Genomic DNA, 26,832 nt, shown 5'->3' with positions numbered 1-26,832 from the left:
CTAGGACGAGAGCCGCTCCCGGCTCATCCGCAGGGTCACGATCAGCCCGCCCTCCGACCAGTCATAGTCGATCGACCCGCCCAGCTGCCCCGCCACGCTGCGCCGTACCAGCTTGCTGCCGAACCCCTCGTTCCGCTCCGGCGTCAGCACGTCCGGCCCGCCGCGTTCCAGCCATTTCAGGACGACGTCGTCCCCGTCGGCCACGCTGGACAGGTCGAGCGTCCCGGTCGGCACCGACAACGCACCATATTTCATCGCATTGGTGGCCAGTTCGTGCACGACCAGCGCCAGCCCGGTCGCCGCACTTTCCCCCACGCCCATCCGCTCGACGGCCACGCGGATCCGCCCCTTGAACGCCCCCATGTCGTCGTAAGGCGCAAGCAGCACGGACAGCAGGTCACCCAGCAGGGTGGCATCCCCCTGCCCGTTCGGCAACGGCCGCACCAGATCATGCGCGCGGCCCAGCGCGGTCAGCCGCTCGGTCAGTTCCTGCGCCATGTCCGCCGTGCTGGCCGCGGTGCGGGACGTGATCGCGGTCAGCCCGGTCGCGATCGCCAGCAGGTTCTTGACGCGGTGGCTCATCTCGCCAGCCAGCAGTTCATTGCCTTCCTCGGCCTGCTTGCGGCCGGTCACGTCCAGGAAGATGCCGAACATGGTGCGGCCGACTATCCCGACATCTTCGCCCTGCCCGCGCGCCGAAATCCAGCGGACGGTTTCACCGACCAGAATGCGGAAATCCGTCTCGTACCGGCCCAGCACCGCCCGGGTAGCGGCGAATGCGGACCGGACCCGGTCGCGGTCGGAGGGATGGATATGCGCCGACAATTGTTCGAACGTCACCTGCGGCTGCCACGGCATCGCCCAGAGTTCGAAGCCGCGCTCGTCCATCGTGAACCGGTCGGTATCGACGTCCCAGGCCCATAGCGCGACGCCCGCCGCGTTGACGGCCAGTTGCAGATGTTCCGGCTTCCACGCATGTGCCTTGGGCATTTCGGTGGGCAAGTCGAATATCCTCTCGGCCTTCTGCGGGACTGCGGACAACCGGACCTTAGCCCTTGCCGGGACGTCCGGCCAAGCACGGAAATCGCGGCCGGCACGCGTTGCGAAGATGGCCGTAGGGCATGGCTTCGCTTTCATCCAGCCGGAACCGGACGCCGCCCTGCGCGATGCCGCCCGTCCCGCGTCTGCACGCCGTCGCCGGTATCCTTTCCCGCTCGTATCTCAGATCGCCGCTGCTATGGTTCGCATGTGTATAGCAGACCGCACTTTCGGCTTGTCGCCGCCGCCCGGAACCGATGAGCGCGGCACCCACCGGGCCGCTGGCGGGCCTCCGCGTGCTGGACCTCTCGCGCGTCCTGGCCGGACCATGGAGTACGCAGATCCTGGGCGATCTGGGTGCCGACGTCATCAAGGTCGAACAGCCCGGCCAGGGTGACGACACCCGCCGCTGGGGCCCGCCGTTCCTTGCCGACGGATCGCATGATTCGGCCTATTATCTCTGCGCGAACCGCAACAAGCGGTCCGTGGCGATCGACATGGCCGATCCGCGCGGGGCGGACCTCATCCGCCGCATGGCCGCGGACTCCGACATACTGGTCGAGAATTTCCGCGTCGGCGGCCTCGCGAAATACGGGCTGGACTATGCCACGCTCGGTGCCGCGATGCCGGGCCTCATCTATTGCTCGATCACCGGCTTCGGCCAGGACGGCCCGTATCGCGACCGGGCCGGATATGACTTCATGATTCAGGGGATGAGCGGGCTGATGTCCGTTACCGGCCGGCCGGACGACGAACCTGGCGGCGGCCCCATGAAGGTCGGCGTGCCCGTCGCCGATCTGGCGACCGGGCTCTATGCCACCGTGTCGATCCTCGCCGCCCTCGCGCACCGCGACCGGACCGGCGTGGGCCAGCATATCGACATGGCCCTGCTCGACACGCAGGTGGCGTTGCTTGCCAACCAGGCGTCCGGCTATCTCAACGGCGGCATGGTCCCGGGCCGGCGCGGCAACGACCATCCCACCCTGACCCCCTATCAGGATTTCGCCTGCGCCGACGGCGACGTGCTGGTCGCGCTCGGCAACGACCGCCAGTTTCACCTGTTCTGCACATTGCTCGGGCGGCCCGATCTGTCCGCCGATCCGCGCTTCATGGACAATGCCGGCCGTAACACGCACCGATCTGCGTTGCAGGCCGCGCTCGGTGCCGCGATCGCGCCGTGGCGGGCCGATGCGCTGCTCGCCGCGATGGACGCCGCAAAGCTGCCCGGCGGCCGCGTGAACGAGATACCCGAAATCCTGGTCGATCCGCAGATCGCCGCACGCGGACTGGTGCGGTCGATGACGCGGTCCGACGGCACCGTCGTTCAGGTCCTGGGCTATCCCGCCAGATTTTCCGCCACGCCGCCCGACTATCGCCGCGCCCCGCCCCGATCGGGGGAGGACAGCGTCACCGTGCTGCGCGAACGGCTCGACCTCGACGACACGACGCTCGCCAGCCTGATCGCCGCCGGCGTCATCGCCGAACGGCTCGACTGAAACGCGGGGCCGCGCCGGTTGCGGTTCGGTTCAGTCTCATCGGACCAATTCCAATCGAACCGCCCATCCCGAGCGGAGTCGAGGGCCCCTGCGAGCGAAGCCGGGAAGTCGACAGCGCCCCTCGGCTACGCTCGGGGGACAGCGCCTCGACCGCGCTTGGCATGGTCGGGTCGAGGTGGTTACACCCGAAGTCATCGCGCGTCAGGCGCCCGCCAGCTCCTTGAGCGACACGGTGCCGTCCGCCAGTCGCTCCGGCGGAACGACCAGCCCGCCCACGACGAGCGCCCGACCCTGGACATAATCCCTGACCATGTTGACGCAATCGAGCGCGATCACCCGCCCCTGGCGAAGATACACGACCGAGAAAGCGCGCGCCGCGATATCCCCGCGCACCACCGCCCGGTCGAACCCGGTCGACAGGCCGACGGTCTGCAGCTTCAGGTCATACTGGTTCGACCAGAACCACGGCACGGCGGCATAGGGCTCCGCCGTGCCGGTCAGCATCTTGGCTACCATGTTCGCCTGGTCGTTGGCATTCTGCACGGACTCCAGCCGGATCGCCGCGCCGTCCGCAAACGGGTTCGGGTGCGCGGCGCAGTCACCGATCGCGTAGATGTCGGGCAGCGTCGTGCGGCACAGCGCGTCCACCAGCACGCCGTTGCCGCCCGCCGCGCCCGCCGCGATCAGCGGTTCCACCGCGGGCACGATCCCTATGCCGACGACGACCATCTCGCACGACAGCCGCGTGCCATCCGCCAGCCGCACGGCGCAGGCCGCGCCATCCTGTTCCTCGATGCACTCCACCAGCGCGCCGAGCCGCACGTCGACGCCGTGGGCGCGATGTTCCGCCTCGTAGAAGCGCGACAGCGGCTCGCCCGCCACCCGCGCCAGCACGCGGTCCTGCGCCTCCAGCACGGTCACCTGCTTGCCGAACTTGGTCAGCACGGCCGCCGCCTCCAGCCCGACATAGCCACCGCCGATCACGACCACGCGCGTCACCGTCGCCAGCTCCACCATCATCCGGTCGACGTCCGCGCGGGTCCGCACGCCGTGAACCCCGCGCAGCTGATGCCCCGAACAGGTCAGCCGGCGCGGGCTGCCCCCGGTCGCCCAGACGAGCGTCCCGTACCCGATCGTCCGGCCGTCCTCCAGCGTGACGGCATGGGCCTCCGGCGCGACCGCCGCCACCCGCCGGCCGAGCAGCAACGTGATCGCGCGCTCGTCCCAGAAGGCCCGCGGGCGAATGAGCAGCCGCTCGAAATCCTTGGCCCCCGCCAGATACTCCTTGCTGAGCGGCGGCCGTTCGTAGGGCGGATCGGGCTCGTCACCCACGATCGCGACGGTGCCGGCGAACTTGCGCTGGCGCAGGGCGACGGCGGCCTGCGCGCCGCCATGCCCGCCGCCCACGATCAGGACGTCATACTGCTCCATCGCACCGTACCTTCCACGCTGTCACAAGCCACGTCGATCCCGAACGGCCCCGCCTCACAGGCTGGCGGCGAACTGCTGCTGCAGGTCGTCCAGCGTCCGGCTGATATGCTGCGCCAGCAATATCTCCAGCGCAGTTGCATCGCGCGCGAGCCAGGCGTCGAGCAGGCCGCGATGTTCCTGATGCGCCCGCGTCTCGCGCCCCGCGGGTTGCAGGTGCGCCACGACATAGCGTTCCGCCAGAATCGACAGTCGTTCCACCAGTTGCGTCGTCAGCAACCGTCCGCCCGGGCGCACCAGGGCGGTGTGGAAATGCCGGTTGCGCACCGCGACGTCGGCCAGGTTGGTCCCGGCCGCGGCATCGAGCTGCTCGAACGCCTCGATCGCCCGTTCGCGCGCCGCATCGTCTGCGACCAGCGCGGCATGGCCGGCCGCCTTCGGCTCGATGGTCAGCCGCAACGCATAGATTTCGTCGACTTGCGCGGCCGACATCGGCTGGACGAAATAGCCGCGATTGGCCTGGCTGACGAGCAGCCCTTCCTGTTCCAGCCGGGCCAGCGCCTCGCGCAGCGGGATCTTGCTGACGCCCAGTTCGGCGGCCAGCGCATCCTGGCGGATCGGCGTGTCGGTCGCCAGCCGGCCGATCACGATCTGCTCCCGGACGACCTCGAACACGCGCTCGGATAGCGTTCGGACGACGATGCTGCTCACGCGTGCTTCTCCATGCCCGACGCCGGCATCCGGGCGATGGGCCACGGCGTCACTGTACCTGGAAGCCTTCCCAGAACGGATCGACCCGATCAATCCAGATCGTGTTGAAACCGGTCGCAATGGCCGATCCTTCGATCGACGGGACGATCGCCGGCCGGTCGCCGATCAGCGTCTCGGCCTCGACCCGCCCCATGAAGCGGCTGCCGATATAGCTTTCGTGGACGAACCGGTCACCGACCGCCAGTGTCCCGCGCGCCGCCAGATGCGCCAGCCGTGCCGACGTGCCCGTGCCGCACGGGCTGCGATCGATCGCCCCGTCGCCGTAGAAGACGGCGTTGCGGCCGTCCGCCCCGTCGCCGCGCGGCACGTCGGCCCACAGGACGTGGCTGACGCCGCGGATCGTCGGGTCGATCGGATGGACCGGTTCGAACGCCGCCCGCACCGCCGCGCGCACCCGGCCGCCATATTCGATCAGCTTGGCGGCCCCCAGCGCGTCGAGCCCGGCATAACCGCCCTGCGGCTCGACGATCGCGTAATAATTCCCGCCATAGGCCACGTCGACGGACAGCGGCCCCAGCCCTTCGACGTCGATCGCAATCCCCTCCGCCGCCACATAAGCCGGCACGTTGACGATCCGCACCGCCGTCACCCGATCGCCGTCGCGTTCATAGCTGATGTCGATGACGCCGGCTGGCACCTCCACCCGCAACCGCCCGGCTATGGCGGGCACGATCAGGCCATGTTCCAGGCCGAACGTGACCATGCCGATCGTGCCGTGCCCGCACATCGGCAGGCAGCCGCTCGTCTCGATGAACAGGATGCCGATATCGGCATCCGCGCGGGTCGGCGGATAGAGGAAGCCGCCTGACATCATCGCGTGCCCGCGCGGTTCGAAGCACAGGCCGGTGCGGATCCAGTCGAACCGCGCCATGAAATCCTGCCGCCGTTCGGACATGGACGCCCCCTTCAGCAAAGGCGCCCCGCCCGCCACCAGCCGGACCGGGTTGCCGGCGGTATGGCCGTCGATGCAGAAGAAGGTATGGCGCATGCAGGATCCCTTTTGCAGCCGTCCTTACGCGGCCTTTGCCTGCGACAGGACCGGGCGCGTCGCCGCCGCCTTCTCCACCATCGCGATCACTTCGGCCCGGCGTGCGCCGGTCAGGATGTAACGCGGCGGCAACACCCGCTCGGACCCGCGGCCCATCACTTCCTCGGCCAGCTTGATCGACTGAACCAGATCATGGTCGGCATCCAGATGGAGGAGCGGCATGAACCAGCGATAGATTTCCATCGCCTTGGCATGATCGCCGCGCTGGAACGCCGCCACCAGTTCGACCGATTCCCGCGGGAACGCGTTGGTCAGGCCCGAAACCCAGCCCTGCGCACCCAGGTACAGCCCTTCGAGCGCCACGTCGTCCAGCCCGGCGAACAACACGTAGCGATCGCCGAACACGTTGCGGAAATCGGTGAAACGGCGCGTATCCGGTGCCGATTCCTTCACCGCGACGATGTTCGCCACGTCGACCAGCGCCGCCAGCACATCCTGGTCGATGACCGTCCGGTACGCCGGCGGGTTGTTGTACAGCATGATCGGCAGGCCCGTCTGGTCCGCCACACCCTTGAAATGCGCGACCAGTTCCGCGGGCTTCGGCACATAGACCATCGGCGGCAGCAGCATCAGACCGTCCGCCCCCGCCTTCTCCGCTGCCTGCGCATAGCGTACCGCGCGGCGGGTATCATATTCCGATACGCCGGTGATGACCGGCACGCGACCGTTCACGACCTCGACGATCGCGGACAGGACGGTGACCTTCTCGTCATACTCCAGCGAGTTGTTCTCACCCACCGTGCCAAGCGCGATCACGCCGGTCACGCCGTCGCGGATCAGGTCGTCGACCACGCGCTGGGTGTCGCCGAGATCGATCGACAGGTCCGCACGCACCTGCGTCGTCACTGCCGGGAACACGCCCTGCCAACCAATCGCCATCTGACCCTTCCCGTTCTTGAACTCGGATATCGTATACGATATAGTATACAACGCTGCAAGAGAGGAAAGTCGATGCGGATCACGATCGTCGGCGGCGGCATCATCGGCCTGAGTGCCGCGGTCGCCCTGCTGACCGATGGCCACGCCGTGACCGTGATCGACGCGGATCGGGATCGATCGGCGGCATCCTGGGGCAATGCGGGCCATATCGCAACCGAACAGACCGCGCCGCTCGCCTCCCTCGCCGCGATCCGCAGCGCGCACCGGCGGCGGTTCGCAAACGGTGGGGCGCTCGATCTTCCGGGGCATCAGGCCCGCCACTGGCTGCCCTTCCTCTCGCGCTTCGTCGCGGCCAGCACGCCGGCGCGGTTCGCCGCCGGACAACGCGCGCTGACCGCGTTGCTTTCCGACGCGCTGCCCGCCTGGCGCGCGTTGGCGACCGCGATCGGCGACCCGGCGGTCGTGCGCGACGATGGCCATTATGTCGTCTGGGAAAATGCCCGGACCGCCAGGGCCGGCGCCGCCGCCTGGGAGGCCGCCGATACCGGCACGGCGAGCCACCGGGCCGCGACAGCGGCGGAACGCGACGCCATCGCCGCGCTGACCACCGCCCCGATCGCGGGCGCGATCCGGTTCGCCGGATCCGGCCGGATCGTCGATCTCGATTGCCTCGCCGCCGGGCTGACCCGCGCGGTGCTGTCCGCCGGGGGGCGGATCGTCTCGGGCAGCGCCGACATCCTCGTCACCGGCGGCCGGGCCGCCGTTGCCGGCCACGACGCCGACCTGGTCCTGATCGCCGCCGGTGCCCGCAGCGGCCGGCTGATCGCGCCGGCAGGGCACCGTGCGCCGTTGATCGCGGAACGCGGCTATCACATCCGCGCCGCCGCCGGGGATTGGCCCGCCGACACGCCGCCGATCGTGTTCGAAGACCGGTCGATGATCGTCACGCGCTATGCCGACACCGTCCAGGCGGCCAGTTTCGTCGAATTCGGCGCCGTCGATGCCGCCCCCGACCCGCGCAAATGGGCGCGGCTGGAGGCCCACGTCGCGGCGCTCGGCCTGCCGCTGCGCGCGCCGTTCGCCCGCTGGATGGGTGCCCGCCCGACGCTACCCGACTATCTGCCGGCGATCGGCCGATCGACACGCGTTCCCAACCTGCTCTACGCCTTCGGCCATCAGCATCTGGGCTTGACGCTCGCGCCCGTCACCGCGCAGATCATCGCGGCGCTGGCCCGCGGCGACGCGCCGGTGATCGACATCGCCCCCTTCGCCATCGAACGGTTCGGAGTACGATCATGACAGTCGGCGGATCGCGCATCGAAGCGGAACTGGCCGAGCTTGCACCCTGGCCCGCGCCCGCGCCGCCAATCGCCGTGGCGGAACGACACATGCGGATCGAAGCCGCTCGCGCCACCATGGCTGCGGCCGGCATGGACGCCATCCTCGTCACCGCGGGGCCGAGCCTGCGCTACTTCACCGGCATCGGCTGGTCGCCGACCGAACGGCTCGTCGCGCTGCTGCTGCCCGTGTCCGGCCCCCCGATCCTGATCTGCCCGGCGTTCGAACTGGGTTCGCTGGAAGCCGTGCTGACCATCCCGGCCGATATCCGGCTGTGGCAGGAAGACGCCGCACCCGAACGGCTGGTGCGGGACGCGCTCCGCCCCGGCGCGACGCTCGGGATCGATCCACTGCTCCCGTTCGCCACGGCCGAACGGCTGCGTGGCGGGCTGGCGCTGGTCGATGCCGCGCCGGTCATCGACGGACTGCGCATGCGCAAGTCGCCCGCCGAACTGGCGCTGATGGCGCAGGCGATGGCCATGACGCTGGAGGTGCAGCGCCGCACCGCGCGCATCCTGGCCCCCGGCATCCGCGCCAGCACCGTCCGGCGCTTCGTCGACGACGCGCATCGCGCGCTGGGTGCCGCCGGATCGACCTTCTGCGCCGTCCAGTTCGGTCATGCCACCGCCTTCCCCCACGGCCTGCCGGGGGATCAGCGGCTGGCGGAGGACCAGCTTGTCCTGGTCGACACCGGCTGCCTGGTCGACGGCTATCATTCGGACCTCACCCGCACCTACGCCTTCGGCCAGGTGGGCGACGACATCCGCGCCACTTGGGATCTGGAACAGGCGGCACAGGCCGCCGCCTTCGCCGCGGTCCGTCCAGGCGTGCGGTGCGAGACGATCGACGCCGCCGCCCGCGCCGTGCTGGAACGCGCCGGCCTCGGTCCCGACTACCGCCTGCCCGGCCTGCCGCACCGCACCGGCCACGGCATCGGCCTGGCCATCCACGAACCCGCCTATCTGGTGCGCGGCGACCGCACGGTCCTGGCACCGGGCATGTGCTTCTCCAACGAACCGATGATCGTCGTCCCCGACCGCTACGGCGTAAGGCTGGAGGATCATTTCCACGTCACCGACGATGGCGCCGCCTGGTTCACGCCGCCCCAGCCGTCGATCGACCGCCCGTTCGGGTAACCCGCCGGCCGAGCGAGATACCCGCTGCACGCGCCAGGCATATCCCGCGGTATCCAGCGCAGCCGGCCAAGCACGCTTCGAGCCGGAGGACGACCCTCCGCCCACAATCCGGCGTAACGGAACCTGCGCCATTGGCGTCCGTTCCTTCGTTTGCAGACGGGAGCCCAGCATGATCCAGTCGAGAAAGCTCAGCGCGGCCGAGATGGAACTGGCACGGACGGTCTATGCGTCCTCCATTCCCTTCGATCGGGTCTACCTCACGAACCTGGACCTCGGATCCGCCGTCACGCTTGCTGGCATGAACCTGTCGACCGGCAAGTTCGATTATACGGTGAACTGGACCGAAGGTTTTGACGGCGTCATGACCGATGCCGAGCGCCGTGCGACGCTCATCCACGAACTTTGCCACGTCTGGCAGGGCGAGAACGGGGTCTGGCCCACCTTCTACATGGGCCAGTCCATCTGGTCCCAGCTGTCCAGCGGCGTCCACGATATCTGGAAAACGCGCAAATGGCGGGGATGGGGCACGCACCGCAGCACGGCCTACACATTCTCGCACTCCGCGATCGGTAATCGCTGGACCAGTTTCAACGTGGAACAGCAGGCGTCGCTGGTCGAAAGCTGGTTCATGCCGGAACGCGACCGGATCCGGCCGGCGGGACCGGGTCGCGTCTTCATCTCGAATTTCGGCGATGGCGTGACCGGCGGCGACCGGTCGCCCTGGGACGCGCGCTTTCCCTATATCCGCGATGTCATCCGCGCACGTAACCGCAACGCAGCCTATCGCGCCATCACGCTGCCCGGTGGCGGCGATCCGCAGATCAAGGCCGTGCAGGACCGGCTGGTCGCTCTCGGCTACCTGGAGGCACGTCATGCCGACGGTCTTGTCGGCCGAAGCCAGAGCGCCACGCTGGACGCGGTTCAGGCCTTCCAGCGTCGCAACGGCCTGAAGCCCGATCGCGATCTGGGCGGCCCTCACAGCCAGACCCGCCAGCGCCTCGCTGCCCCCGCCGCCAGGTTGGTGCGCGCAGGATGATTCGTACGCTGGTCCTGAGCGCGCTTCTCCTGACAGCGTGCAGCCGTAGCACCGGCGGTCCGCTGGAGCCGGTGGCGGCGCCCGGCGTGACAGTGTCGGAGGGCAAGGACGGCGACAAAGTGGCTATGGTCCAGGCAGGTGCGGTGTCCGCGCGCGTCACCGCCCGCTGGTCCGATACGGGCGGGCAGTCGGTCATGCTCGTCTATGCCAATCGCGGTCGCACCGCCGCACGCATCGAACTCGGCACCCTGGCGATGACCGGCCCCGCGGGCGAGGCCGTGGTAATGTCCGCGGCCGACCGGACGAACACCGATCTGCTGGATGATCGCACCGATAATGACGACGCACGCCTCGTTCTGGAACGGGGCCAGGACGGCACCGCCAGTGGCCTGCTGGACGTGCCGGCCGGTGCGGAACGCCGCATCGACGCGCAACTCAGCCCCTTTTCGAATGTGGCGGCCGCCGCGGCCGGGAACGAGATCGCACTCCGGGTCCCTATGCCGGACGATCCCCGTCGGATCGGGTTCGTCGCGCGCCGGCCCGCCCTGCTGCCGTTCTGAACCCGCCCGGTCGCCTCCCCCCGCTGGCGCGGTTCGTGATGGGATGCAAATGGTCCGAGTCGGCGTCAAATCTCTTGTCGAGCCAGTTTACGCACTTCCAAAAAGCCGGCTCCTCACCGTTAGGCCCCGCCGCCACACGGCTGGACCCCCGCTCCGGTGCGCCGTCTACGCCAGTTGATCGTCAGCAGGGTTCTGCGTTCACTGCGATGCGGGCACCTGGCCATAGGCCCACATGCTGGTCAGGGTCGCATTCGCCCCTTGATAGTGATCGATGTCGGTCCTGATCGTGTCCGGAAGCGACGGTTGCCCGCCCGGCCTGTTCCAGTAGATGATACGGAAGGATGGCTGGTTGGTGATGTACGAAGGCGGCCCGAACCGCTTGCGCAGCCGCGCCGCATAGGCCCGTCCGGCGGCGATCCGTTCGCCATCGACCATATCCGAAGATGCGCGTTCCCGGAAATTGGCGACCGCAAGCCGTCGCCCTTCGTGCAGGTTCAGGAAATACAGGCTGACCGACATCGTCCGCCCGGACGCTTGGTAACACGGAAGTGCATGTGGTTCGTTGAGTGGATCGGCCAGCAGACTGTCGGTCGACGTGCATGGGATCTGGCGATACCCGCCCCGATCCAGCGCAGCCTGAACCTGTCGCGTGGACATCAGCGGCGCGATTCCCTCGATCGCCGCACCACGCCAGTCGGGCCGCACGATGGGGGGCGTATCCGGCTCCCGCTTGCATCCGACGACCGCCAGCGCAGCCAGTATGATGTATCGCACGCGCATCGGTCGTCCCAGGTTGCCGCCGACACCGTCGAACTGCCCCTGATACCGTAGTGACAGGTTGCCCGCGATCGGCAGCCCCGGCTTGGACGCTCATCCCGGCTTCCTCAAGTCAGGATCGTTTCTCCCGTGCCCGTCGTGACGACCATCGTCGCTGTCGATGGTCGACCGCGCCGCGTCGTCGTCCGTGCGATCGTCAGGATCCAGGCGGCCACGTCCACCACCTGCGCGACCGCCGCCCGGTCGCCGCGGCGACGCATTGCAAATGCCCCCGCCGGTAGAAAGATCGCAACGCCGGCGCTGTTGCGACAGGAAACATGCATGTCGATCCGGTTGGCATCCAGCTTGGTCGTCCAAGCCCCCGAAACACTGACCTAAGACCGCCGACCGTCACCATGACGCGCCGCGGGTCATGGATATCGGGCTGTTCCCCTCGACAGGCCGCGTGCCGGTTCGAGCGGGCCGCTGCTGCCCGACTGCGATGCGCGGGAGCCGCCTCGACTGGTCCGTGCGACCTTGGTCTCCGCAGCCTTGCGCCAGCGCGAGCCCGGCTGCACGTAGATCGCCTCCAGGTCCGACTGGTCCCGCGCCATGACGGCGTAGGGGTCGCCCTGCAGGATCACAACACGGCGGCGGACGAACCCCGGGCGGATCGCCACGACCGCGCCGCCCGCCGCGATGGTCCATCCCCACGCGTCGCTCGGCATGGGCAGGTAACCCGTCGCCGCCACCGCCTGCGCGACATCGACCAGCGTGTCCTCGGCGGCTACCGCGAACGTCGCGTCATGCGGCGCATGGACATCGTCGGCCATGCAGACGCTGTCCCGCGTCATGCCGATCATCGCCGGTATCGCCGGCTGGCCCGCGGCCGGCTCCGCATCATCCGTTACCGGCCCCGCCTTCCGACGTCCCAACGCAAGCCACGCCGTCGGAATGGTCGCAACCAGCATGATCTGCGCCATCATCATCGTCCCCGCCATGGCCATGGCCGGCCAATCCTCTCCCGGGCGGGCCGCGCCGTCGACGCGGAAACGCACCGCCTCGAAACCGAGCGCCAGCGCGGGCACGGCGAGCGCGGTGCCGATGCGCGCCCACGTCAGGCTTCGACGCGCCACGCGGCGCCCGACGAGGACGGCCACGATCCACGTACCGGCAACCGCGAGGATCAGCGCCCAGATCCAGCGATGACGCCATTCGATGAATTCGCGGGAACCATTGTCGTCGAAATATGGATCGAGGCTGATCGCGCCCAGCGTCGCGCCGTACGTAACCCCGATCGCGATCAACGCTGCCACGCCGAACCAGCGCCGGGTCCTGATCGTGGCGACCAATAGCGTGATGGCCACGACGGGAAGGACGAACATCATCATGTCAGGGTAACTACCCGAAATAGGGCGTGCGGCCGACCGCCCGATCACTCGAATGCCTCCGGATATCCCCTGTCCCCGACCCGTCGATGCCGGTTGAGGCCGCCCACCGCTTGACCGGCGGGGGGAGAAGCGCCGACACATGCCGCATGACCCTGCCTCCCGGACGACAAGAGAAAGCGCTACGGGAACGCCGTGCGACGTCATCGGCACGGGCACGTCCGGCGATGGTCCGCGCGTGACGGCCATGCTGCGATCCGCCTTCATCACCCGCACCGCACAATCCCTGCCGGGTCCGCCGATCGACAACGACAGGATGGGCGCGTTCATCGGCAGCGTGTCGCCCGCGTCCGACCGCTACGGCCGGCTGGTGCTGCGCCAGAACCGCATCCGCACGCGGCATTATGCGATCCGGCCGGACGGGACGAGCGACTGGACGGTGGCCGGCCTCGGGGCGGACGCTTTGCGCCTGCTGCTTGCCGGGGCGGAGGTCGACCGGCGCGCGATCGGCTTCCTCGCCACCGCCACCACGCAGAATGACCTGCTGGTTCCGGGGCTGGCAAGCGGCGTCCATGCCGCATCCGGCCTGCCACCGGTCGAGATTGCCAGCCTGCAAAGCGTCTGCGCCAGTGCGATGATGGCGCTGAAGGCGGCCATGCTGCAGGTCCGCGCCGGCGAGCACCGGGCCGCGATCGCACTGGGCGCGGAATTCGCCAGCCGCTATTTCCGCCCCGAACAGTATATCGGCACCGGCACGATGGACGCGCAGGGCGCACTGCCGGCGGATGCCGAATTCCTGCGCTGGACGCTCAGCGACGGCGCGGCTGCGCTGCTGGTCGAGGACCGGCCGGCGCGAACCGGCCTTTCGTTCCGGATCGACTGGATTTCGCTCCGCTCCTTCGCCGATCGGTTCGATCCGTGCATGACCGGCGGCGGCACGCGTGGGCAGGACGGCACGCTGCGCCCGTGGAGCCACCATGCCGGTGCGGTGGCGGCGGCGCGCGCCGGCGCGTTCCAGTTGCGGCAGGATGTCGATGCGCTCCACCGCATGCTGCCCGTCTGGCTGGGCGAACTGATGCGGCTGATCGACGAGGGGCGGGTCGATCCGGCCGGCGTCGACTGGTTCCTCTGCCATTTCTCCGCCCACTCCCTGCGCGCGGAGATGGTGCGGATGGCGGAACGGGCCGGTTGCATGATTCCGGAGGACCGGTGGTTCACCAACCTGTATGAAAAGGGCAATGTCGGTGCTGCGGCGCTGTTCCTGCTGCTGGACGATCTGCTGCGTTCGGACCGGCTTCGCCCCGGGCAACGTATCGTGTGCGCGGTGCCGGAAAGCGGGCAATGCATCATGGCCTATGCCGGCCTGACCGTGGTGGACGGAGACGCTGGATGATGACGAACGACGATCCGGTCGCGGCCACGCATCGCGGGCTGGCGCGGGTCTGGATCGATTTCGAAAGCGCGCTGGTCCAGGTGCCGGTCATTGCGCGCCTCGTCGGCGGGCGACTGCGGATCGACGACTATCGCAGCCTGCTGCGCAACCTGCGCCAGCAGGTGGTCGAAGGCGGGCGCTGGATCAGCCGCGCCGCCGCCTCGTTCGGGCCGGATCATGAGGATCTGCGCGCCATGTTCGTCGTCCACGCCGCGGCCGAACATCGCGACTACCGGCTGCTCGAACGCAATTATGTCGTGGCCGGCGGGACGCTCGAGGATATCCGGTCCGCGCACAAGAATGTCGGCAGCGAGGCGTTGAGCGCCTTCATGTATCACAGCGCCGCGCACCCAAACCCGATCGGCATGCTGGGCGCGATGTTCATCATCGAAAGCCTGGGCAACCGCCTGGCCGGTCCATGGGCCGACCGCGTCGCCGAACAGCTGGACCTGCCGCCCGACGCGCTGACCTTCCTGCGCTATCATGCCGAAAACGATGCGGGCCACATGGCGGAATTCGACCGTGCGGTGGCGCTGGCGGCGACGGACGCGACCGCATCGGCGACGATCGTGCGGCACGCCCGGGTCGTCGCGCGGCTCTACCGGTTGCAGCTGGAGGAACTGGACAATGTCTGAACGGCTGTCGCTCGGCCTGCCCGCCGGCCTGTCCCATGATCCGGCGGATCCCGACCCCTGGGCCGCGCTGGCGCTCGACCGATCGCTGCCGTTCGATCCGCAGGCCAAGCTGGCGCTGATCCGCGATCAGTCGTCGCGGTGCCGACAGTTCCTGCTGCCGCTGGTCCGGCCGTTCGCGCGGCTGTGGATCATCGTGGCGCAACTCGTCCACATCGTCAGCCCGCGCTGGCCGCACGCACCCCGGCTGCTCCACCGGTCGATCGCGTTCGGGATGCGGCATTTCCTGTCACGCGACGCGAACCTCCTGATCCTGCGCCATTTCCATCTTGGTGCACAGATCCTGCGCTTCATTTCGGACAATGCGACGCCAGGGTTCCACCCCCCGCTCGCACCGATGACGCCGCGCGTGATCGAGGACGTCGTCGACGATCTGTTCCTCAATCATGATCTCAACATCTATAATTTCCTGATCGGGTTGAACGAGGAACTGGAACGGCGTGGCGACGCCGTCCGGCGGATCGACCGGATCGACTATTCGGCCATCCGCGACACGGTGGCGCTGGATCCGCTGCCCGACGGTCGGTTCAATCTGGTCGACCTGCAGACCGCGATCGAACTCTACACGCCGGCCTATGCCATGCTGCTGACCGATCGAGATTTCTGGCGCGCGTCCAATTCGCTGCAACTCGACGAGACGATCGGGCTGTATGTCGCGCGGATCACGGGCGAGGAAAAACACCTCGCCATGATCAACAACCGCCATCCGCTGGTCCCCTTCTCCACGCTCGGTGCCGGGTTCCGGCTGGTGCTGCACGGCCTGTCGACCGAGGTGCTGCACGGTTTCCTGCGCGAACTGAAGGCGAAGGCCGCGGATGCATCCGCCACCGCGCCGCAGCCGGTGCAGACGATCGACGGTCCGGAACCGCGCCTGCAATGACCGGCCGGGCCGGTTGCGGGATGCTCGCGCTGCTGCTGGCGGTTGCCATTGCCACAACGGTCCCTGCGTCCGCCGTCGCTCCGCAAGCGCCGGCCGACGTGCGCGCCTTTTCCGCCCAGCGGATCGCCTGTGCGCATTGGAGCGGCGAGGACCCCTATGATGCGGTGCGCGCGCGCCAGATCCTCGGCATGCTCCGCACCTTGCGGTGCAGCACGCTCGGCAAGGACGAACGGCGGCTGAACAGGCGCTACGCCCGGCGACCCGACATCCTCTGCCGGATCGCTGCGGCGTCCGACGACGACGGTCGGCCGCCCCGCGGCGATGCCGTCACACCCTGCCGTCGCACGCCCGGTCCCTGACCGAAGATCGGGTTTCGCGGATCGCCGGCTGGATCGCTGGCCTGATCTACGGCGGCCTCGTTCGGGCCACCTTCGCATCGTTGCTCCTGTTGTTTTCAGTGCACGATAGCGTCCCGCACTGATCGGGGCGGCTTGACCCCGGCCGAACGATCTTCATGCTGCCGGAAACATGGGGGAGTGCGTGCGATGCGAAGTCTGCGCTACTGCATCATCGGCGTCGCGATCGCGATGGCAGGTTGCAGGGTGGCGACGCCGGCCCCCGCCGACGGCCTGCCGTCGGGCATGCTCGGCCTTCCTGTCACCCGCGATCTGGCCGACAGCCGCCGGCGGCGTTTCCTCGGATCGGGATCGGCGGTCACCTTCCTGCGCCGCGACGATCGCCGGTTCGCCCCCGCCGGCGAACTTGTTGCCCGGTCGGACGCGGCAGGCGATGATGGCTGCACCTCGTCCTGCGTCGACTGGTACGGCAATGCCCGGCCGATCTTCCTGGGCGACCGCGTCTTCGCGCTGATGGGGTATGAACTGGTCGAAGGCACCGTGCAGGCCGGTCGCATTGCCGAACGCGCACGCATCGACTTTTCGAAAGGCCGCGGCCGCCCCTAGGCCGGCGTTGCGGGCGACACCCCGACCAACCGGTCAGCCCTCGGCGCGGGCCAGCGCCCGCGTCAGCCGCGCCCACATTGTCGGCGGCACTCTGGGTTCCACCACCGCGGCGAACGCTTCGGCCTCCCGCCGATACCGTGCGGCATGCGCGCTGCCCATCGGTGCCGCTTCGACATTGGCGATCCGGTCGGCCAGCTTAACGATCGCGGCGGCAGGGCAGGCCGCCAGACCGGCGTAGATCCGCCCGGTCTGGTCCGCGCGGGTCTCGCCGGTCCCGGTCACCGCATCGACCATCGCCGCGACCTCTTCGCCGAACCGTTCGCGGATCTCCGCCAGGTCGATCGCCGTATCCTCGACGACATCGTGCAACCACGCCGCCTGTTCGAACGCGTCGCCATAGCCGAAATCGCGGACGACCTGCACGACCGCCTGCAGATGGGTTTCATACGGTGCCCCGCCGTAAAGCTGGTCCCCATGGGCGGCGATGGCAAAGCTGCGGGCGTCGGTCATGGCGCAAACCTACGCGATCGGGCGGTACGCGCAAACCGCGTTCCGGCCGGCATGACCGCCGCCCTCACCGCGAAACCGGTAGCGCCGCGAATGCGCGCTGGTCGTGGATCACGGGCACGACCTCGCGTCCGCGCCGGTCGATCACGCCCCACCGCCCACCGGTCATCACGCTGTGTTCGCCACCGTCCACCTTCAGCACGGTGCATCCGATGCACACCGCCGCCCGCCCCCGTTCGAACCGGTCGCCCCAGTCGTACCGCGTCCGGAACCGCACGCGCAGCCGGCGATCGACATAGGCCAGCCTGCCATCGATCCATGCGCGCGCCAGCCCCTCGACGAAATGGTCCGGCCCCGCCTCGAACGTGTACATCAGCCGGGTAACCCCGTCCCGCCGGCGGAGGAACCAGCCCTTCCCGATGACGGCATAGCTGGCCAGCCCCCGGCGATACGCCAGCACCGCGACGATGGCCGGGTCGAGCGTGACGACGCCGCCCACCTCCGCCGCGCATCGCTCGGCATCGTCCATCCCGACCCCGCGCCTTTCGTAAAGGCAGGCCAGCGGAAAGGACCGCGGCGAACCCGCGGGCGCCGCCTGGGGGACCGAAGCGCCGGGGCTCGCGATCAGCATCGCCAGGATCGATCCGATCATGACCGGCGACGCAGCGCGCGGACCACGAGCAGGCTCGTCGGAATGCCGACCGCCAGCATCGTCAGCGCGATCGTCGCACCGCCGACCATATAGACCATCATCGCCATGCCGCTTGCGTCGATCTCGCCCGCGGGCGGCATCTTCAGCAGAATCTGCCCCGTCAGGAAGCCCCCGACCAGCAACAGGATGGCCGGCATCGGCACATTGGCCAGCAGCAGGATCGAACCCCTCGGCCATCCCGGCCGGCCGACCCGCGCCAGTCCCGTGACGATCGCCACGAACGCGCCGTACCCCAGGACTGCGGTCAGCAACATCGGCCCTCCCGATCGGCCACGCAGGATGTCGTTTGCCGGCAGGTCGGCCGCCCCGCCACCCGGACGCGGCTCCGGGTCAGAAACGCTGCGTCGGGAAACCGCTGAAGAACTCCCGCCGGCAGCTGCCCTCGGCAAGGCTGGCGCCGGACCCGGACCAGCCCATCATGATCGACTCGCTCACCTTGCCGCTCGTCCGCGCGAACGACAGCTGGACGTCCGCCGGGCCGCCGATCGCGGCGCGACTGTCGGAAATCCTGATCTCGTCGGCGGTCACCGTATCGATTGCCGCCGGTGTCTTGCACGTGCCGCGACACCAGCGTTTCGTGTCGAGATCCAGGCGGAACCGCTCGTTCCACGCACTGGCGGGCACCCCCGTCTTCTTCTGTTCCTTACCCTTGCAGACCAGATCGAACTGGTTGGCCGAAGCCGCGATCACGGGCGACGTCAATCCGACCATGCCGAACAGAGCGATGGCGACGAATACAGGCTTCGGCATGGAAGACTTCCCGGCTGGATATGGCCCTTTGGTGACAGTCCACGACGCCGTCTGCAACCTCCCTCGGGCGAAGGCCGGGCCGCATCGACGTCCGCCCGCCGCGTCCGCCCGACGGCCGCTACCGCACGGCGAATAGGACATGGTCGGTCGCCGTGCCGCTGCGGTCAATCAGGTCGATCCGGTGCCGGCCCGGACCGGCCAGGATCATATGGGCCGTCCCCGCAGCCCCGATCATCCGCCCGTCCAGCAACAGCCGGTCGCCCGCCACGGCGCCGACCGTCGCGATCCGGATACGCTGCCGGGCGATCGGAATATCTGGGTCGAACGCATAGACCGCCCCCGCCACCGGCGTCACGATATGCGGCCGCCGGGCGGTGGCCGGGGCCGCGATCAGCCGGGCCTGTCCGGTCCCCGCCATGAAGGCCTCGACCCGCGGCGGCTCGATATCGTCGGCATAGCGGACGATATGCCGCTCGATCCCCGGCGGCACGGCGGGCGCGCGACCGGCGCTGCCGCGGTGCAACGCCATCATCAGGTCGCGCCACACCGGGGCTGCCCCGCTGGTGCCCGACACATGCACCATGCTGTCGCCCTCGGCATTGCCGATCCACACGGCCACCGTGTAGCGGTCCGAAAATCCGATGCACCAATTGTCGCGCATCGCCTTCGACGTGCCCGTCTTGGCCGCCGCCCAGAAGGGCAGGCGCAGCGCGCTATCCGTCCCGAACGTGCCGGCCCGCGCGTCGGTATCGGCCATGATGTCGTTCACGATCCACGTCGCACGCGCATCCATCACCGCCCGCACGCCCGCGTTCCCGCCCCCGCCGGCCGCGTCCATCCGCATCCGCAACGGCCGATAACGGCCCGCATCGGCCAGCGCGCGATAGGCGGCCGCCTGTTGCATCAGCGTAACCTCCGCCGATCCCAGCGCCAGGCTGAACCCGTAATAATCGCCCGCCTCGGTCAGCCCGTGATAGCCGACGTCCCACAACCGGTCGCGAAATTCCTCCACTCCGTCCAGCAGCAGCGTGCGCACCGCCGGCACGTTCAGCGACCCCGCCAATGCGCTCCGCACGCTCACCGGCCCCTTGAACCGGTGGTCATAATCCTTGGGGACATACAGGCCGGTGGCGGTGTCGAGCTGCAGCGGGCTGTCGTCCAGCAGCGACGCGGCCGTCAGGAACCGGCGCTCGATCGCCTGCGCATACAGGAACGGTTTCAGCGTCGATCCGGCCTGCCGCAGGCTGTTCGCATTGTCGACCTGTGGCGCGGTCGATCCGTCCCCCGCCCCGCCGACATACGCCAGCACGTCGCCGCTGGCATTGTCGACCACCACCACCGCCCCGTCGCGGGCATGATCCGCGCCCAGGCCCATGAGCTGGCGGGCCAGCGTCGCGGTCGCGAACGCCTGCACCCCGGCATCGATCGTGGTCGTCACCGTCTGCCCCGGCCGCTCCAGCAGGCGCGCGGCCAGATGCGGGGCGAGCCGCGGACTGTCGGCCAGCTGGCGGTCGGCGCCGGTCATCGTTTCCGCCGCCGCGATCAGCAAAGTGCAGTCCGCAGCCCCCGCCATGCGGCACGCCCGCCGCCCCACCGCGTCGGGGCGCGCCTGCGGCGCCGGCAACAGCGCCGCCAGCAACAGCGCGTCGTTCCGGTCCAGCGCATCGGGCGCGCGGCCGAACAGCGCGCGCGCCGCCGCCCCCACGCCCTGCGTCTCGCCGCGGAACGTCGCCAGGTTCAGATATGCCTCCAGGATCGCGTCCTTGCTCCACCCGCGCTCCAGCGCCCACGCGGCGCGCATCTGGCGCAGCTTGCCGACGAAGGATCGCCGCCCCGCCTCGCCCAGTTCGGGGGCCAGGAACCCGGCCAGCTGCATCGTCAGCGTACTCGCCCCGCGCGGCGGCCGCCCGCGGATCGCGCCCAAAGCCGACCCCGCCAGCCCGATCCAGTCCACGCCGCCATGGCGGGCGAAACGTCGATCCTCCGCCGCCATCACCGCACCCTGCAGGACGGGTGCGACCGCGCCGAGCGGAACCCAGTCGAGCCGCCGGACCGCGAAATCCACGCGCACGGTTTCCAGCAGCCGGCCGTGCCGGTCGCGCAGCCATGCCTCGCTCGGCCGCCAGCCGGCCCGCGTTTCTGCATAGGTCGGCATCGTCGGCGGCGACGTCCACCAGCCGAAACCGATCAGCACGAGCAGCAATGCGATCGGTGGCAGCATTCGCCACCGCCGCCCGATCCAGCCGGCGACGCGCGCGATCAGGGTGTCACCGTCACCGCGCCGTTGGGCACCGCGCCGTGGATCTCGGGCGAATACATCGCCTGCACCCGCGTCGGCGGCAGCTGGAACCGGCCGACCGCGTTCATCCGCACCACATATTCCGTTGTCGTCCGGCCCCGCGGCATCCAGCCGAAGAAGCCGCGCCACGCATCCTGCCCGCGTTCCACATAGGATGCGCCGCCGTCACCCGTCCCGCCACCCAGCACCGCCGACTGGTTCGCCCGCCCGCCGACGATCGACGCGCCCGCCGGGATCGGATCCTCGACCACCACCCAGCTGCGATCGACCGACGCGTCGACCGTCAGCCGGATGCGCAGCACGTCGCCGCGGCTCAAACGGCCGGGCACGCGTCGCTCGACGAACGCCACCTGCCGCGCGATGCGGTACCCCGCAAAGCGTGGACCCGACAGCGGCACGGCCGCCCGCAGCGATACCGTTGCCCACGGCCCGGGCGAGGCACCGTGCGCCAGCAGCAGCGGTGTGGTCCGCGCGGGCAAGGTCAGGCGCAGCGGCGGCGCAGCGGCGGGCGTCGGCCACCCCTGCGTCACCGTCTGCGCGCCCAGACTTGCGCGGACGATGCCCGCCGGTGCGGCGGGATAGACCTGCGCGAAGCGGCCCGCCGCGATCGTGCCCCACGCGTTGGCCGGTGTCGTATCCCAATGGCCCGCCCGCTGGCGCATCGCCACGCCGATCGCCATGCGCGGCGCATCACCCTGCCAGCCCGGCCTGCCGATCACCGCCAGCAACGTCTTCACCGCCATCTCGTCGGCGCTCTCCATCATCCACCACGCCGCCCGCGCGCTGTCGGTCAGGTCCATCCGGACCCCCTGATAATCGATGCGCGTCCGCAGCATCGCCTGCGCCGCCGCCTTCGCCGCAGGGTCGGTGCCGGCCACGCGGTCCAGCGTCACCATCCATTCCGCCAGCGCGCCGGTCGGCATGTCGGCCAGCGGGATCGCCACCTGCCCGACCATGCCCGCATCGGCCGCCCCGTTGCGGGCGAGCGCGGCCAGCGCAGCCAGTCGCAGCAGCCGGCGATCGGCAGGTGCCGCGCCACCCTCGGCGATCCGGCCGTCCACCACCTGCCGCAGCGCGCCGATCAGCCGCCCCTGCACATCCGCCGGCCAGGCAAAGCCTGCCTCCGCGGTGATCGACAGCGCATAGGCGGTCAGCGCGACCGATCCCGACGCACCCTGATCCGGGAAATAGCGCAGCAGCCCGTCGCCGGCGACATAGCCGGACAGGTCGCCTGCCAGCCGCGCCCACCCGGCCCGGTCGCCCAGCACCACGGCGCGCGACAGCCGCTGCTCGAAACAATCCCACGGATAGGTCCGCATATAGGCGCGCACCCCGTCCATCGACGCCATCGGCGTGGCGGCCAACGCCACGTCGACGCCGCCCCGGCCGGGGAGCGCCCCCGCCGGCATCGCGATCGGCACCGGCGGCGATGCGCCGATCCGCACGATCGTCGCCGCCACCACCGCATCGGGCACCGCGGGCACGATCCGTTCGTCCACCGTGACCCGGTCGGTCGCGGGGCCGCGCTCCTCCTGCGCGCTGACGGTCCAGCGGACGCGGTCCATCCCGGCCGGCGCGGTGATCCACCAGCGGACCGGCACGGCCCCGCCCGCCGGGACGGTCACCGTCAACGGCGCCCCGCGCGCGAACACCGGATCGACCGCCACCCGTGCGGTCACCCGCATCGCATGGTCGCTGCCGTTGCGCAGCGTGAAGGTCGCCGCGAACCGGTCGCCCGACCGGACCAGCGGCGGCAGCCCGGGATAGACGGTCAGGTCCTGAGCCGTGCGGATCGTGGTGCTGCCGCTGCCGAACAACTGCCCGCCCGCGGTCGCGATCGCCACCAGCCGATAGGAGGACAGCGCGTCCGCCAGCGGCACCGCGATCCGCGCCCGGCCCTGCGCGTCCAGCCGCACCCGCCCGCGCCACAGCAGCACCGGCCGGAAATCGGAACGGGTCAGCGAAGACAGGTCGCCGCCACCACCACCGCCGCCGCTGGCCACCGCCTTGCGGCCATAATGGCGCTTGCCCACCACCTGCATCTGCGCGGTGGACGTCAGCACCGCCAGCGGCCGTTCCGCCATCATCGCCGACAGCACGTCCCAACTGTCGTTAGGCGCGAGCTGCAGCAGGCCTTCGTCCACCGCCGCGAACGCGATCTCGGCCGATGGCGGCACCCGGCCGCCCGGCCCGCGCACCTGCACCACCGCCTCGGCGGTCTCGCGCACGGCGTAGCGCGACCGCGTCGCACGCACCGCGACGTCCAGCCGGTGCGTGTCCCAGCCGACCGAAACCTTCGCGATCCCGATCCGGAACGACGGCTTGGCCAGATCGACCAGCGCGGTGGGATAGGCGCCTTCCCGACCGAAGAACGGCAGGTTCCAGCGCCGCGCAAAGTCCGCCAGCCACAACCGCCAGCCGCCGATCCGCCCCCGCACCGCCATGACCGAGATATAGACATTGGGTGCATAGCTGCCGGGCAGCGGCACCGCGACCACCGGGTTCTTGCCCGACAATGTCGTGACGAACGACGACAGCACGCCTTCGCGCTCGACCGTCACCAGCGCGGTCGCCGATCGGAACGGCATCCGCACCTGCACATGCGCGGTATCGCCGGCGCGGTAGGACCGGGCATCCGGCTGGATGTCCATCCGGTCGCCATTGTCGCCGCCGAACCACCATTCGTCCGCCCCCACCAGCCAGGTCGACGTCACCGCGCGCGCGACATTGCCTTTGCCGTCCGGCGTGGTCGCGACCGCGATCACCTCGCCCGAAACACCGGGATCGACAGTGCAGGTGGCCAGCCCCTGAGCATCGGTCGTGGCGCTGCACGTCGCGCCGATCCGCGTGGTCCGCGCGCTGTTGTCATACGTGTAGAACCCGCCGATCAGCCGGCGGCGCGCGGACAGGATCTCGCGCGTGTACAGCGCGATGGCGACACGCTGCCCGGCGACCGGCTTGCCGTCCAGGTCGAGTGCCGCGACCTTCAGCTTCAGTTCGGACGCACGCTGCAACCAGCCATCGGGGCGGATCCCCAGCCGGATCGCGGCGGGATAGATCGGGATCCTGCGGCTGGCGGTCAGCGTCTCGCCGTCCGCATCGTCATAATCCATCTCCAGTGTCAGCTGCGCGCCGTCCGGCAGGTCCGGCAGGTCCACCATTGTCCGCAACGCGCCGTTCGCCCCCAGTGTCAGCGGCACGGTCGATACGTTGGGCAATGCCGCCCGGCCGATCTCGCCGCCGTCGTCGTCCATCGGCACGGTGCCTTCCTGCGGCACGCTGCCCCCGAAGGTCCAGTCGTCCCAGCCCGCCGGAATATCGGACAATGGCGCGAACGCCGTGCGCAGCCGCACCGGCGCACCCCGCGCCCCGCCGCCGGACAGGTAGCCGGCGAACAGATCCACCACCATCCGCTTCGGCCGCAGGCTGGGCGCCTTTGGCCCGCTGACCGTCGCGCGCATCGTGGGGATGCGATATCCATCGACCACGACGGTCTTGTCCGATCGCAGGATCGTCCCGTCCGGCCGTTCGATCATCAGCGAGTACGTGCCGGTCGGCGCGCTCACCGGCGGCGTCCAGGCGCTTTCGCCGATGCCGTCGCGACCGATCGTCACCGGTTGGCGGAAACTGGCGTCCGACCCCGAATGCTGGATCACCAGCGTGCCCTGCAGCGGTCCGACCGGGCGAAACCCGGTGGCGACCGGCATCCGGACCAGATGCTTCATCCGCACCGTCTCGCCCCCGCGGACCAGCATCCGGTCGAACAGGATGTGGAAGATCGGATCGGACGAGGAATAGCCGTAGGGCAGGTCGAAATCATAGGGCCGGATCCCCTCGCCCCACCCGGTCAGCACGAAGGCGAAATCGCCCCCCGTGCGCGCCGACACCATCAGCGGCGGCGTATCGCCCGCCCCGGTCGCGCATTCGGTCGCCGTCGACGGATCGGGCAACGCGCCGCGCATCACCAGCCGGCCGGTGGCATCGGTGGTGCCGCCCGCCAGCATCCGTCCCGAACAACTGTCGGTCACGCGCACCGCGGCACCGCCGACCGGTTTGCCGGTGCCGAGCGCGGTCACCCAGACCAGCGATCCACCCCGCCCCCATTTGAAATGCACCGCCATGTCGGTGACCAGTGCGGCGGCGGTGACGTAGCGCGTCGCCGGCCGGCCCAGCAGCGCGCGGCCCAGTAACGGGCTGGCCAGTTCGACGACGTAGAAGCCCTTCTTCTCCAGCGGGATGCCGACCACCTCGAACGCCCGCCCACCTCCGGGCAGCGTGAGCGTGGTCCGGCGCACGCCCGGCGTACCGGCCAGCAGCGGCCGGTCTCCCGTCCGGTTGACGGTCACCGTCGTGCGGCCGCGCGCTTCCTCGCGGATATCGCTCGCCTGCGCCTTGGCCACGCGCCGCGTCCAGTCGGCGATCGCGCGATCGTCGCCGTCGATCCGCGCGATCCCGCCGGGCACCGCCTTCGTCGCCTGCCCCAGCGACGGTTCGACCGCGCGGACCGTGACGGGCAGGATTCCCCCTTCGGCGGCTTCCAGCACGCCGAACGATGCGGCGAACTTCACCAGCGGCGGCGGCGGCGCGATCGCGACGTCCAGCGGAAACCGCCGGGCATTGCTCAACGCCCGGCCGCTTTCGTCGCGCAGGTCGCGCGGTATCAGCAGCCGCGCGGTGGTATCGCCCGGCAGCGGTGCCGCGAACGTCAGCGTTTCGACACGGCCGTTGCCGTCCGCGGTCGGCGCGATCTGCCGCCCGCCGATCTCCATCCGCACGGCCAGCGCGCGATCGCGCGGCACGGGCGCGGAAAACGCCACCGTCACCGGCTCGACCGGGCTGCATCCCGCCGCGGCATTGACACGCGAACAGCTCAGCCGGGCGGTGAACGCCGCCCGCACCGTGAAATCGAACCGTCGGTCGACGCCGGCCAGCCGCCCCTCGGGCGACCGGATCGACCCACCCCATACCAGCGCCATGTCGCGCCCCGGCGGCAACGGCCGGCGGCATTTCAGGGCCACCACGTCGCGCAACGCCGCCGCCCGCGCGCCCGCCTGCGCCGGCAACGGATCGGGCAACCCCGCCCCGTCCAGAAATTCGTAGGTCCACGTCGCCAGCTGCGGGTCCGTCAGCACGCGCGACACGGTCTGCGGCGGCAGCAGATCGACCGGGATCCGTTCGCCGATCCCGCTGACGGCGCAATAGGCCCCCGTCGCCACGGACGCGCGGTCGACCGCGCCGTTCACCGCGACGAAGAACGTCTGGTCCTCGTCGATCGCGCTATCGTTGCCGGCCAGCACGGCGCGCGCCGACGGCCCGCCCGCATCGATCGGGAATTCCCGCGCCCGGTCGACCGTGCGGCCGGCGGCATCTTTCAGCCCCTCGCGCAACGTCGCGCGGCAAAGGGTTCCACCCGGAAGCGGCCGCGCAAATGCCCAGACGAAGGTTGCCGGATCCACCCAGCGACCGTCGCCCGGCACGGGACAGGCGACCGCAAACGGCGCCGGCCCACCCGAAAGCGGCACCATCGCGGTGGAAAAACGCATCGTGAAACGATCGATCGATCCACCCGCGGTGCCCGGCACGGCCAGCGTCACGGCCGGCTGCGTATCGCCGAAGCCTGCCGCGACCGCGGTCGCCAGAACTGCTGCAACCACGAACGCGACCAATCGGCGCACTGTATATCCCCCATGCCCCGCGCGGATCATGCAACGGCACGCCTGTCGC

At 69.8% G+C, this 26,832-nt stretch carries 24 protein-coding genes; 10 read left to right on the top strand and 14 right to left on the bottom strand.

The annotated features are described in order from the left end of the window. On the bottom strand, positions 1–1,002 hold the full coding sequence (locus BKY59_RS15865; protein ID WP_240500151.1) for a sensor histidine kinase: 1,002 nt from the start codon (positions 1,000–1,002) through the stop codon (positions 1–3). A 293-nt stretch (positions 1,003–1,295) separates the two neighbouring features. Here BKY59_RS15865 and BKY59_RS15860 point away from each other — a divergent pair, with 293 nt between their 5' ends. Further along, positions 1,296–2,534, top strand: coding sequence for a CaiB/BaiF CoA transferase family protein (locus BKY59_RS15860; protein WP_076073118.1), 1,239 nt, complete (start codon positions 1,296–1,298; stop codon positions 2,532–2,534). 201 nt (positions 2,535–2,735) lie between these two features. On the opposite strand, the gene BKY59_RS15855 is transcribed toward BKY59_RS15860, so the two are convergent. Genes BKY59_RS15855 through BKY59_RS15840 form a run of 4 tightly spaced genes read right to left on the bottom strand, consistent with a single transcriptional unit; the run spans position 2,736 to position 6,660 of the window. Beyond that, positions 2,736–3,965: an NAD(P)/FAD-dependent oxidoreductase gene (locus BKY59_RS15855; RefSeq protein ID WP_076073117.1), complete on the bottom strand. Its 1,230-nt coding sequence runs from the start codon at positions 3,963–3,965 to the stop codon at positions 2,736–2,738. A gap of 54 nt (positions 3,966–4,019) precedes the next feature. Beyond that, positions 4,020–4,673 (bottom strand): GntR family transcriptional regulator, encoded by a 654-nt coding sequence (locus BKY59_RS15850; RefSeq protein ID WP_076073116.1) that lies wholly within the window; start codon positions 4,671–4,673, stop codon positions 4,020–4,022. Between the two features lie 49 nt (positions 4,674–4,722). Further along, positions 4,723–5,721, bottom strand: coding sequence for a 4-hydroxyproline epimerase (locus BKY59_RS15845; RefSeq protein ID WP_076073115.1), 999 nt, complete (start codon positions 5,719–5,721; stop codon positions 4,723–4,725). A gap of 24 nt (positions 5,722–5,745) precedes the next feature. Continuing rightward, entirely contained in the window at positions 5,746–6,660 is a 915-nt protein-coding gene (locus BKY59_RS15840; protein ID WP_076073320.1) for a dihydrodipicolinate synthase family protein, read from the bottom strand. A 72-nt stretch (positions 6,661–6,732) separates the two neighbouring features. Here BKY59_RS15840 and BKY59_RS15835 point away from each other — a divergent pair, with 72 nt between their 5' ends. The 4 genes from BKY59_RS15835 (at position 6,733) to BKY59_RS15820 (ending at position 10,730) form a co-directional block, all read left to right on the top strand. After that, a complete protein-coding gene (locus BKY59_RS15835; RefSeq protein WP_076073114.1) occupies positions 6,733–7,959 on the top strand; it encodes an NAD(P)/FAD-dependent oxidoreductase in 1,227 nt (408 codons plus the stop codon). Beyond that, the gene (locus BKY59_RS15830) at positions 7,956–9,134 is read left to right on the top strand and encodes a M24 family metallopeptidase (RefSeq protein WP_076073113.1); all 1,179 of its coding nucleotides are present in this window, start codon (positions 7,956–7,958) and stop codon (positions 9,132–9,134) included. The genes BKY59_RS15835 and BKY59_RS15830 overlap by 4 nt, the downstream gene beginning before the upstream one ends. A gap of 169 nt (positions 9,135–9,303) precedes the next feature. Then, complete coding sequence (locus BKY59_RS15825) at positions 9,304–10,170, top strand: peptidoglycan-binding domain-containing protein (protein ID WP_165374878.1); 867 nt, start codon at positions 9,304–9,306, stop codon at positions 10,168–10,170. Then, the gene (locus BKY59_RS15820) at positions 10,167–10,730 is read left to right on the top strand and encodes a hypothetical protein (protein ID WP_076073111.1); all 564 of its coding nucleotides are present in this window, start codon (positions 10,167–10,169) and stop codon (positions 10,728–10,730) included. The genes BKY59_RS15825 and BKY59_RS15820 overlap by 4 nt, the downstream gene beginning before the upstream one ends. Positions 10,731–10,928: 198 nt before the next feature. On the opposite strand, the gene BKY59_RS15815 is transcribed toward BKY59_RS15820, so the two are convergent. The 3 genes from BKY59_RS15815 to BKY59_RS15810 form a co-directional block, all read right to left on the bottom strand. Continuing rightward, positions 10,929–11,510, bottom strand: coding sequence for a hypothetical protein (locus BKY59_RS15815; protein ID WP_076073110.1), 582 nt, complete (start codon positions 11,508–11,510; stop codon positions 10,929–10,931). A gap of 104 nt (positions 11,511–11,614) precedes the next feature. Then, positions 11,615–11,767: a hypothetical protein gene (locus BKY59_RS17865; RefSeq protein ID WP_165374877.1), complete on the bottom strand. Its 153-nt coding sequence runs from the start codon at positions 11,765–11,767 to the stop codon at positions 11,615–11,617. A gap of 150 nt (positions 11,768–11,917) precedes the next feature. Continuing rightward, complete coding sequence (locus tag BKY59_RS15810) at positions 11,918–12,877, bottom strand: hypothetical protein (RefSeq protein WP_076073109.1); 960 nt, start codon at positions 12,875–12,877, stop codon at positions 11,918–11,920. 244 nt (positions 12,878–13,121) lie between these two features. Between BKY59_RS15810 and BKY59_RS15805 the strand changes: the two genes are divergently transcribed. From BKY59_RS15805 to BKY59_RS15785, 5 genes are all read left to right on the top strand, one after another. Further along, the gene (locus tag BKY59_RS15805; protein ID WP_076073108.1) at positions 13,122–14,267 is read left to right on the top strand and encodes a 3-oxoacyl-[acyl-carrier-protein] synthase III C-terminal domain-containing protein; all 1,146 of its coding nucleotides are present in this window, start codon (positions 13,122–13,124) and stop codon (positions 14,265–14,267) included. Then, positions 14,264–14,941, top strand: a complete 678-nt coding sequence (locus tag BKY59_RS15800) for an iron-containing redox enzyme family protein (protein WP_129586435.1) — start codon at positions 14,264–14,266, stop codon at positions 14,939–14,941. Before BKY59_RS15805 ends, BKY59_RS15800 begins: the two co-directional genes overlap by 4 nt. Beyond that, a complete protein-coding gene (locus tag BKY59_RS15795; protein ID WP_076073106.1) occupies positions 14,934–15,878 on the top strand; it encodes a DUF6999 family protein in 945 nt (314 codons plus the stop codon). Before BKY59_RS15800 ends, BKY59_RS15795 begins: the two co-directional genes overlap by 8 nt. Continuing rightward, complete coding sequence (locus tag BKY59_RS15790) at positions 15,875–16,237, top strand: hypothetical protein (RefSeq protein ID WP_076073105.1); 363 nt, start codon at positions 15,875–15,877, stop codon at positions 16,235–16,237. Before BKY59_RS15795 ends, BKY59_RS15790 begins: the two co-directional genes overlap by 4 nt. Positions 16,238–16,423: 186 nt before the next feature. After that, complete coding sequence (locus BKY59_RS15785; RefSeq protein WP_076073104.1) at positions 16,424–16,840, top strand: hypothetical protein; 417 nt, start codon at positions 16,424–16,426, stop codon at positions 16,838–16,840. A 33-nt stretch (positions 16,841–16,873) separates the two neighbouring features. Here the strand turns inward: BKY59_RS15785 and BKY59_RS15780 are convergent, their stop codons facing one another. The 6 genes from BKY59_RS15780 to BKY59_RS15755 form a co-directional block, all read right to left on the bottom strand. Further along, complete coding sequence (locus BKY59_RS15780) at positions 16,874–17,350, bottom strand: HD domain-containing protein (protein WP_076073103.1); 477 nt, start codon at positions 17,348–17,350, stop codon at positions 16,874–16,876. Between the two features lie 64 nt (positions 17,351–17,414). Beyond that, complete coding sequence (locus BKY59_RS15775; protein ID WP_076073102.1) at positions 17,415–17,999, bottom strand: hypothetical protein; 585 nt, start codon at positions 17,997–17,999, stop codon at positions 17,415–17,417. Continuing rightward, positions 17,996–18,313 (bottom strand): hypothetical protein, encoded by a 318-nt coding sequence (locus BKY59_RS15770; protein WP_076073101.1) that lies wholly within the window; start codon positions 18,311–18,313, stop codon positions 17,996–17,998. Before BKY59_RS15770 ends, BKY59_RS15775 begins: the two co-directional genes overlap by 4 nt. Positions 18,314–18,389: 76 nt before the next feature. Next, positions 18,390–18,809: a hypothetical protein gene (locus tag BKY59_RS15765; protein ID WP_076073100.1), complete on the bottom strand. Its 420-nt coding sequence runs from the start codon at positions 18,807–18,809 to the stop codon at positions 18,390–18,392. Positions 18,810–18,927: 118 nt separating this feature from the next. Continuing rightward, positions 18,928–21,030 (bottom strand): penicillin-binding protein 1C, encoded by a 2,103-nt coding sequence (gene pbpC / locus BKY59_RS15760; RefSeq protein WP_076073099.1) that lies wholly within the window; start codon positions 21,028–21,030, stop codon positions 18,928–18,930. A 38-nt stretch (positions 21,031–21,068) separates the two neighbouring features. Beyond that, positions 21,069–26,783, bottom strand: a complete 5,715-nt coding sequence (locus BKY59_RS15755) for an alpha-2-macroglobulin family protein (RefSeq protein ID WP_240500150.1) — start codon at positions 26,781–26,783, stop codon at positions 21,069–21,071. Positions 26,784–26,832: the final 49 nt, after the last annotated feature.

Source organism: Sphingomonas montana (genome assembly GCF_001956315.1).
Taxonomy (GTDB): Bacteria; Pseudomonadota; Alphaproteobacteria; order Sphingomonadales; family Sphingomonadaceae; genus Sphingomonas_R; species Sphingomonas_R montana.
The sequence above is the reverse complement of the archived record's forward strand: the minus strand, read 5'-3'. Positions and strand labels throughout refer to the sequence as shown.

Excerpts from the sequence above, each read along its gene's own strand:
- BKY59_RS15785 (WP_076073104.1), top strand. The coding sequence starts at position 16,424 with ATGCGAAGTCTGCGCTACTGCATCATCGGCGTCGCGATCGCGATGGCA.
- BKY59_RS15825 (WP_165374878.1), top strand. The coding sequence starts at position 9,304 with ATGATCCAGTCGAGAAAGCTCAGCGCGGCCGAGATGGAACTGGCACGG.
- BKY59_RS15810 (WP_076073109.1), bottom strand. The coding sequence starts at position 12,877 with ATGATGATGTTCGTCCTTCCCGTCGTGGCCATCACGCTATTGGTCGCC.
- BKY59_RS15790 (WP_076073105.1), top strand. The coding sequence starts at position 15,875 with ATGACCGGCCGGGCCGGTTGCGGGATGCTCGCGCTGCTGCTGGCGGTT.
- BKY59_RS15840 (WP_076073320.1), bottom strand. The coding sequence starts at position 6,660 with ATGGCGATTGGTTGGCAGGGCGTGTTCCCGGCAGTGACGACGCAGGTG.
- BKY59_RS15860 (WP_076073118.1), top strand. The coding sequence starts at position 1,296 with ATGAGCGCGGCACCCACCGGGCCGCTGGCGGGCCTCCGCGTGCTGGAC.
- BKY59_RS15770 (WP_076073101.1), bottom strand. The coding sequence starts at position 18,313 with ATGTTGCTGACCGCAGTCCTGGGGTACGGCGCGTTCGTGGCGATCGTC.
- pbpC (WP_076073099.1), bottom strand. The coding sequence starts at position 21,030 with ATGCTGCCACCGATCGCATTGCTGCTCGTGCTGATCGGTTTCGGCTGG.
- BKY59_RS15820 (WP_076073111.1), top strand. The coding sequence starts at position 10,167 with ATGATTCGTACGCTGGTCCTGAGCGCGCTTCTCCTGACAGCGTGCAGC.
- BKY59_RS15800 (WP_129586435.1), top strand. The coding sequence starts at position 14,264 with ATGATGACGAACGACGATCCGGTCGCGGCCACGCATCGCGGGCTGGCG.
- BKY59_RS15795 (WP_076073106.1), top strand. The coding sequence starts at position 14,934 with ATGTCTGAACGGCTGTCGCTCGGCCTGCCCGCCGGCCTGTCCCATGAT.
- BKY59_RS15805 (WP_076073108.1), top strand. The coding sequence starts at position 13,122 with ATGCTGCGATCCGCCTTCATCACCCGCACCGCACAATCCCTGCCGGGT.
- BKY59_RS15845 (WP_076073115.1), bottom strand. The coding sequence starts at position 5,721 with ATGCGCCATACCTTCTTCTGCATCGACGGCCATACCGCCGGCAACCCG.
- BKY59_RS15815 (WP_076073110.1), bottom strand. The coding sequence starts at position 11,510 with ATGCGCGTGCGATACATCATACTGGCTGCGCTGGCGGTCGTCGGATGC.
- BKY59_RS15855 (WP_076073117.1), bottom strand. The coding sequence starts at position 3,965 with ATGGAGCAGTATGACGTCCTGATCGTGGGCGGCGGGCATGGCGGCGCG.
- BKY59_RS15830 (WP_076073113.1), top strand. The coding sequence starts at position 7,956 with ATGACAGTCGGCGGATCGCGCATCGAAGCGGAACTGGCCGAGCTTGCA.
- BKY59_RS15780 (WP_076073103.1), bottom strand. The coding sequence starts at position 17,350 with ATGACCGACGCCCGCAGCTTTGCCATCGCCGCCCATGGGGACCAGCTT.
- BKY59_RS15765 (WP_076073100.1), bottom strand. The coding sequence starts at position 18,809 with ATGCCGAAGCCTGTATTCGTCGCCATCGCTCTGTTCGGCATGGTCGGA.
- BKY59_RS17865 (WP_165374877.1), bottom strand. The coding sequence starts at position 11,767 with ATGCGTCGCCGCGGCGACCGGGCGGCGGTCGCGCAGGTGGTGGACGTG.
- BKY59_RS15835 (WP_076073114.1), top strand. The coding sequence starts at position 6,733 with ATGCGGATCACGATCGTCGGCGGCGGCATCATCGGCCTGAGTGCCGCG.
- BKY59_RS15775 (WP_076073102.1), bottom strand. The coding sequence starts at position 17,999 with ATGATCGGATCGATCCTGGCGATGCTGATCGCGAGCCCCGGCGCTTCG.